Below are 5,732 nucleotides of genomic sequence, written 5' to 3'. Positions count from 1 at the left end.
GGGCGCGGCGCTGGCCGCGACCGGGCTGGAGCGGTGCGGGGCGGCGTTGCGCGACCTCGCCGGGACGCTCGGCCCGGCGCCGGGCGACGCGGCGGTCCGGGCGTGGGTCGACGCGCAGCTCCGGCTGCTGGTGACCGCCGAGGCCCGGTGAGCCGCGGGCCGGACTGGTGAGCGGCTACCCTGCCCCGGTGGACGGCACGGCGGACGGCGAGCGGCTGGCGGAGTCGCTCGGGCGCGCTCTGGCCCGGCTGAGCTTCGTCGACCTGCCCGCCGACGCGGTGACGGCCCGGGTCATCGAATCCGTGGCCGGCTGGGCCGGTGAGCAGGGCTGGCGGGTCTACCGTCGCGCGCCGAGCGTGCTGCCGTTGCCGCCGCCGCTCTCCGATCGTCAGTCGGTGCTGGACGTGGCGTGTGCCCGACCCGACGGGCCGCCCGTCGTCGTCGAGGTCGACCACACCGACCGGCGGCGTACCTGGGAGAAGCTGGCGGCGGAGGCCGCGGCCGGCCGGGTCGCGCTCTGGGTGCGCTGGGGGCCGGGGCGGTTCGTCGCGCCGCCGCCACCGATCCACCTGGTGACCTGCGAGGTGGCTCGCCGCAACGGACCGGCGGGGGTGGGCCGGCTGCACAGCCGAACCCCGGACGCCCACCGGCCGCCGCCCGAGCACTCAGCCCGCGGGGCCGGCGGCACGGTCGCGGAGCCGCTGCCGTTGCCGCCGGAGGACGGGGCGTCCTGAGTCACCCGCGCGACCGTGCCTGCGGCCCTACTCGAACCGGGACGGGTCCCCGGCGCCCCGCCGGACGATCTCCGGCTCGTCGGAGGAGAAGTCGACCACGGTGGTGGGCACGGTGCCGCACTCCCCGGAGTCGATCACCGCGTCGAGCTGGTGGTCCAACCGTTCCTTGATCTCCCAGCCCTGGGTCATCGGTTCCTCCTCGCCGGGCAGCAGCAGGGTGCTCGACACCAGCGGCTCGCCCAGCTCCGCCAGCAGGGCCTGCGCCACCGCATGGTCGGGGATCCGGACCCCCACGGTCTTCTTCTTCGGGTGCAGCAGCCGGCGTGGCACCTCCTTCGTGGCGGGCAGGATGAAGGTGTAGCTGCCGGGAGTCGCCGCCTTGATCGACCGGAACAGCGCGTTGTTGATCTGGACCAACTGGCCGAGCTGCGCGAAGTCCCGGCACACCAGGGTGAAGTGGTGCCGGCTGTCCAGGTGCCGGATCTCCCTGATCCGGTCGAGGCCGTCCCGGTTGCCCATCCGGCAGCCGAGCGCGAAGCACGAGTCGGTCGGGTAGGCGATCAGCCCGTCGGAGCGCAGGAGGTCGACCACCCGGCTGATCGTCCGTGGTTGCGGGTTCTCCGGGTGCACGTCCAGGTACGTCGCCATGGCCGCAGCTTAGAAGCGCAGGCCGCGGGTCGTCGCGTCGGAGTCCCGGGTATCGGCCGCTGCCGCTACCGTGTGAGACGTGGCGACGGCGGCCGAGGAGATCCGGGTGGGGGAGCGGCTGGTCCGGGTCTCCAGTCCCGACAAGCCCTACTTCCCCGAGCGCGGCCTGACCAAGTTGGACGTGGTCCGCTACTTCCTGGCGGTCGGCGACGGCATCCTGCGCGCGCTGCGGGACCGCCCGACCATGCTGGAACGCTGGCCGCGTGGGGTGTTCGAGGGCGCGAAGATCGGCACCCGGCAGGACAACCGGGGGGACGCCTTCTACCAGAAGCGGCTGCCCGCGGGCGCCCCCGAGTGGGTACGCACCGCGCACATCACCTTCCCCAGCGGGCGGACCGCCGACGAGGTGGCGCCGAGCGAGCTGGCCGTGGTGATCTGGGCGGCCAACCTGGGCACCCTGCGGTTCCACCCCTGGCCGGTGTCCGCGGCCGACGTGGAGCACCCCGACCAGCTCCGCATCGACCTCGACCCGATGCCCGGTGTCGGGTTCGACCAGGTGGTGCCGGTCGCGCACGAGGTGCGGGCCTTCCTCGACGAGCTGGGGCTGGTCGGCTACCCGAAGACCACCGGCGGGCGCGGCCTGCACGTCTACCTGTCGATCGAGCCGCGGTGGAGCTTCGGCGACTGCCGGCGGGCGGTGCTGGCACTGGGCCTGGAGATGCAGCGTCGGCTGCCGGAGCTGGTCACCACCACCTGGTGGCGGGAGCAGCGGGACAAGCCGGTCTTCGTCGACTACAACCAGATGGCCCGGGACCACACCGTGACCTCGGCGTACTCGATCCGGCCGACGCCGGCCGCGCTGGTCTCCGCACCGCTGGACTGGTCGGAGCTGGACGACGCACGCCCGGAGGACTTCGACGTGGTGAGCATGCCGGCCCGGTTCGCCGAGCGCGGCGACCCGCACGCCGGGCTGGACGAGCGGCGGTTCTCCCTGGAGCCGCTGCTGGAGCTGGCCGACCGGGAGGGGCTGGAGGCCCCGCCGGAGCGCTGAGCGGTCACTGCCAGGGGCTCTGCGCGCCGTCGAACTCCTCGAAGACCAGCCAGGTACGGGTCGACAGCACCCCGGCGATGCTCTGCACCCGGTTGAGCACCACGTCGCGCAGGGTGGCGTTGTCCGGCGCGCGGACCAGGGCGAGGACGTCGTGTTCGCCGCTGAGCAGCGCGACGTGTTCGATGTAGCGGACCTGGGCCAGCTCCGCCGACACCTCCCGCCAGGTGTTCTGCTCAATGGTCAGCGAGATGTACGCCGAGGTGTCCAGCCCGGCCGGCTCCGGCGCCACCATCGCCCGGAAGCCGGTGATCACACCGTCGCGCAGCAGCCGCTCGACCCGGGCGTACGCGTTGGTGCGCGAGACGTGCACCCGTTCGGCGAGGGTCCGGACGGACATTCGGCCGTCCCGGGCCAGCTCGTGCAGGATCCGCCGGTCCACCTCGTCCAGCGGACCGGCCGAACGTCCCGTTCCGCCGGGCGCGCCCGGGCCCGGGGTGGTCTCCTGGCTCATGTCGTCCTCCTCCGGAGGCCATTCGTCCCACGTTCACCGGGGATCTTGAGTCAATCATCCGACAGCAGGAGCATAGGGCCACCACACGTCCAGGAGGTCCCCGCCGTGACGACCACACCCCAGGCGGTCCGCAGGGCATCCCCGCGTACCCGCCGGCCGGCCACCCCGGCCGCCGCACCCGACCCCACCGGCGGCCTGCTGCCGGACGCCGAGCCGGTCCGCCTGCTCGACCCGGACGGCACCCTGCTGCCGCCCCGCGACGACTACCCCGAGCCGCCCGTCGAGGCGCTGCGCGAGATGTACCGCCGGATGATCGTCGGCCGTCGCTTCGACGTGCAGGCCACCGCGCTGACCAAGCAGGGCCGGCTCGCCGTCTACCCCTCCTCGCGCGGCCAGGAGGCCTGCCAGGTCGGGGCGGTGCTCGCCGTCCAGGACACCGACTGGGTCTTCCCCACCTACCGGGAGTCGATGGCGCTGGTCAGCCGGGGCATCGACCCGGTCGAGGTGCTCACCCTGCTGCGCGGCGACTGGCACTGCGGCTACAACCCGGCGCAGGTGCACACCGCACCGCAGTGCACCCCACTGGCCACCCAGTGCGTGCACGCCGCCGGCCTCTCCTACGGCGAGGCGTACCAGGGGCGGGACACCGTGGCGCTGGCCTTCATCGGCGACGGCGCCACCAGCGAGGGCGACTTCCACGAGGGGCTCAACTTCGCCGCGGTCTTCAAGGCCCCGGTGGTCTACTTCGTGCAGAACAACAAGTACGCGATCAGCGTCCCGCTGTCCCGGCAGACCGCCGCGCCGAGCCTGGCCTACAAGGGCGTCGGCTACGGGGTGCCCAGCGAGCAGGTCGACGGCAACGACCCGGTGGCCGTGCTCGCCGTGCTCACCCGCGCGGTCGCGCACGCCCGCGCCGGCCACGGCCCCTTCCTGGTGGAGGCGCACACCTACCGGATGGAGGCGCACACCAACGCCGACGACGCCAGCCGCTACCGCGACCCCGACGAGGTGGAGGCGTGGCGGGACCGGGACCCGGTGGCCCGGCTGGAGACGTACCTGCGCAACCGCGGCGCGCTCGACGACTCCGACGTCGCCGCGATCGCCGCGGAGGCCGAGGCGTACGCCGCCGACCTGCGCGAGCGGATGCACGTCCAGCCCACGGTCGACCCGCTCAGCCTCTTCGACCACATCTACGCCGAGCCGACCCCGCAGCTGGTCGAGCAGCGCGAGCAGGTCCGCGCCGAGCTGGCCGCCGCCCGCGACGAGGAGGGGGACGCCTGATGGGCACCATGACCATGGCGAAAGCGCTCAACGCCGCGCTCGCCGACGCGATGCTCGACGACGACCGGGTGGTCGTCTTCGGTGAGGACGTCGGGCAGCTCGGCGGCGTCTTCCGGATCACCGACGGGCTCCAGGCCCGGTTCGGGGACAAGCGCTGCTTCGACACCCCGCTCGCCGAGGCCGGCATCGTCGGCTTCGCCGTCGGGCTGGCCATGTCCGGTCTGCGGCCGGTGGTCGAGATGCAGTTCGACGCGTTCGCGTACCCGGCGTTCGAGCAGATCGCCTCGCACGTGGCGAAGCTGCGCAACCGCACCCGGGGCGCGCTGAGCGTGCCGATCGTCATCCGGGTCCCCTACGCCGGCGGCATCGGCGGGGTCGAGCACCACTGTGACTCGTCCGAGGCGTACTACGCGCACACCCCGGGCCTGAAGGTGGTCACCCCGGCGACCGTGGAGGACGCGTACTCCCTGCTGCGCGAGGCGATCGCCGACCCCGACCCGGTCGTCTTCATGGAGCCCAAGAAGCTCTACTTCTCCAGCGCCGAGGCGGAACTGCCCGCGGCCACCGCGCCGTTCGGCACCGCGGTCGTCCGCCGGCCCGGCACCGACGCCACCCTCGTCGCGTACGGCCCGGCGGTGCCGGTCGCCCTCGAAGCCGCCGAGGCGGCCCGCGAGGAGGGCTGGGACCTCGAGGTCGTCGACGTGCGCACCATCGTGCCGTTCGACGACGCCACCGTCGCCGCCTCGGTCCGCAAGACCGGCCGGTGCGTGGTGATCCAGGAGGCGCAGGGCTTCGCCGGCGTCGGCGCGGAGATCGCCGCCCGGGTGCAGGAGCGCTGTTTCCACGCCCTGCACGCCCCGGTGCTGCGGGTTTCCGGCCTGGACATCCCCTACCCGGCGCCGATGCTGGAGCACACCCACCTCCCGTCGGTGGACCGGGTGCTCGACACGGTCGCCCGGCTCCAGTGGGACGACCAGCCGGACACCCGCTGGCTGTCGCAGGGGAGCGCGGCATGACCACAGTGGACGGAACCCGGGTCTTCCTCCTGCCCGACCTGGGCGAGGGGTTGAGCGAGGCGGAGATCGTCGAGTGGCGGGTCGCCGTCGGCGACGTGGTCACGGTGGACCAGAGCGTGGTCGAGGTGGAGACCGCCAAGGCCGTCGTCGACGTGCCCTGCCCGTACGCCGGCCGGGTCGTCACCCTGCACGGCGCGGCGGGTGAGGTCCGTCCGGTCGGCCAGCCGCTGATCACCATCGCGCCGCTGGAGGGCGACGAGCCCGCCGGGCACGCCACCTACCGGGAGGAGGAGCGGGCCGGATCCGGCAACGTCCTCATCGGGTACGGCACCGGGCACGGCGGCTCCGGACGGCGGCGCCGCCGTCCCCGGCTGGCGCTCGCCCCCGAGCCCGGCACCGCCGCGCCCGCCTCTGCCGACGCTCCGGCGCAGCCCGCCCCGCCCGACACTTCGGCCCACCCCACCGTGGCCGGCCCCACGTCGGATCGGAGC

7 protein-coding genes are annotated in these 5,732 nt (G+C 73.9%); 5 read left to right on the top strand and 2 right to left on the bottom strand.

The window, feature by feature from the left end:
• Nucleotides 1-188: 188 nt before the first annotated feature.
• Complete coding sequence (locus tag V6U81_RS28780; protein ID WP_334494162.1) at nt 189-734, top strand: hypothetical protein; 546 nt, start codon at nt 189-191, stop codon at nt 732-734.
• A gap of 27 nt (nt 735-761) precedes the next feature.
• On the opposite strand, the gene V6U81_RS28775 is transcribed toward V6U81_RS28780, so the two are convergent.
• Nucleotides 762-1,382 (bottom strand): L-threonylcarbamoyladenylate synthase, encoded by a 621-nt coding sequence (locus V6U81_RS28775; protein ID WP_334494160.1) that lies wholly within the window; start codon nt 1,380-1,382, stop codon nt 762-764.
• 79 nt (nt 1,383-1,461) lie between these two features.
• Between V6U81_RS28775 and V6U81_RS28770 the strand changes: the two genes are divergently transcribed.
• Nucleotides 1,462-2,433, top strand: coding sequence for a DNA polymerase domain-containing protein (locus V6U81_RS28770; RefSeq protein ID WP_334494157.1), 972 nt, complete (start codon nt 1,462-1,464; stop codon nt 2,431-2,433).
• 4 nt (nt 2,434-2,437) lie between these two features.
• Here V6U81_RS28770 and V6U81_RS28765 read toward each other — a convergent pair whose 3' ends face one another.
• On the bottom strand, nt 2,438-2,944 hold the full coding sequence (locus V6U81_RS28765) for an Lrp/AsnC family transcriptional regulator (RefSeq protein WP_334494155.1): 507 nt from the start codon (nt 2,942-2,944) through the stop codon (nt 2,438-2,440).
• Between the two features lie 72 nt (nt 2,945-3,016).
• Here V6U81_RS28765 and pdhA point away from each other — a divergent pair, with 72 nt between their 5' ends.
• From pdhA to V6U81_RS28750, 3 genes are all read left to right on the top strand, one after another.
• Nucleotides 3,017-4,225: a pyruvate dehydrogenase (acetyl-transferring) E1 component subunit alpha gene (gene pdhA, locus V6U81_RS28760; RefSeq protein ID WP_334494163.1), complete on the top strand. Its 1,209-nt coding sequence runs from the start codon at nt 3,017-3,019 to the stop codon at nt 4,223-4,225.
• On the top strand, nt 4,225-5,241 hold the full coding sequence (locus V6U81_RS28755; protein ID WP_334494153.1) for an alpha-ketoacid dehydrogenase subunit beta: 1,017 nt from the start codon (nt 4,225-4,227) through the stop codon (nt 5,239-5,241). The genes pdhA and V6U81_RS28755 overlap by 1 nt, the downstream gene beginning before the upstream one ends.
• A partial coding sequence (locus tag V6U81_RS28750; protein ID WP_334494151.1) for a biotin/lipoyl-containing protein occupies nt 5,238-5,732 on the top strand: 495 nt, incomplete at its 3' end. The genes V6U81_RS28755 and V6U81_RS28750, both read left to right, overlap by 4 nt.

The sequence above is a fragment of the Micromonospora lacuserhaii genome (assembly GCF_036902735.1).
Lineage (GTDB): Bacteria > Actinomycetota > Actinomycetes > Mycobacteriales > Micromonosporaceae > Micromonospora.
Note: the sequence above shows the minus strand (reverse complement) of the source record. Positions and strands in the feature narration are given on the sequence as shown.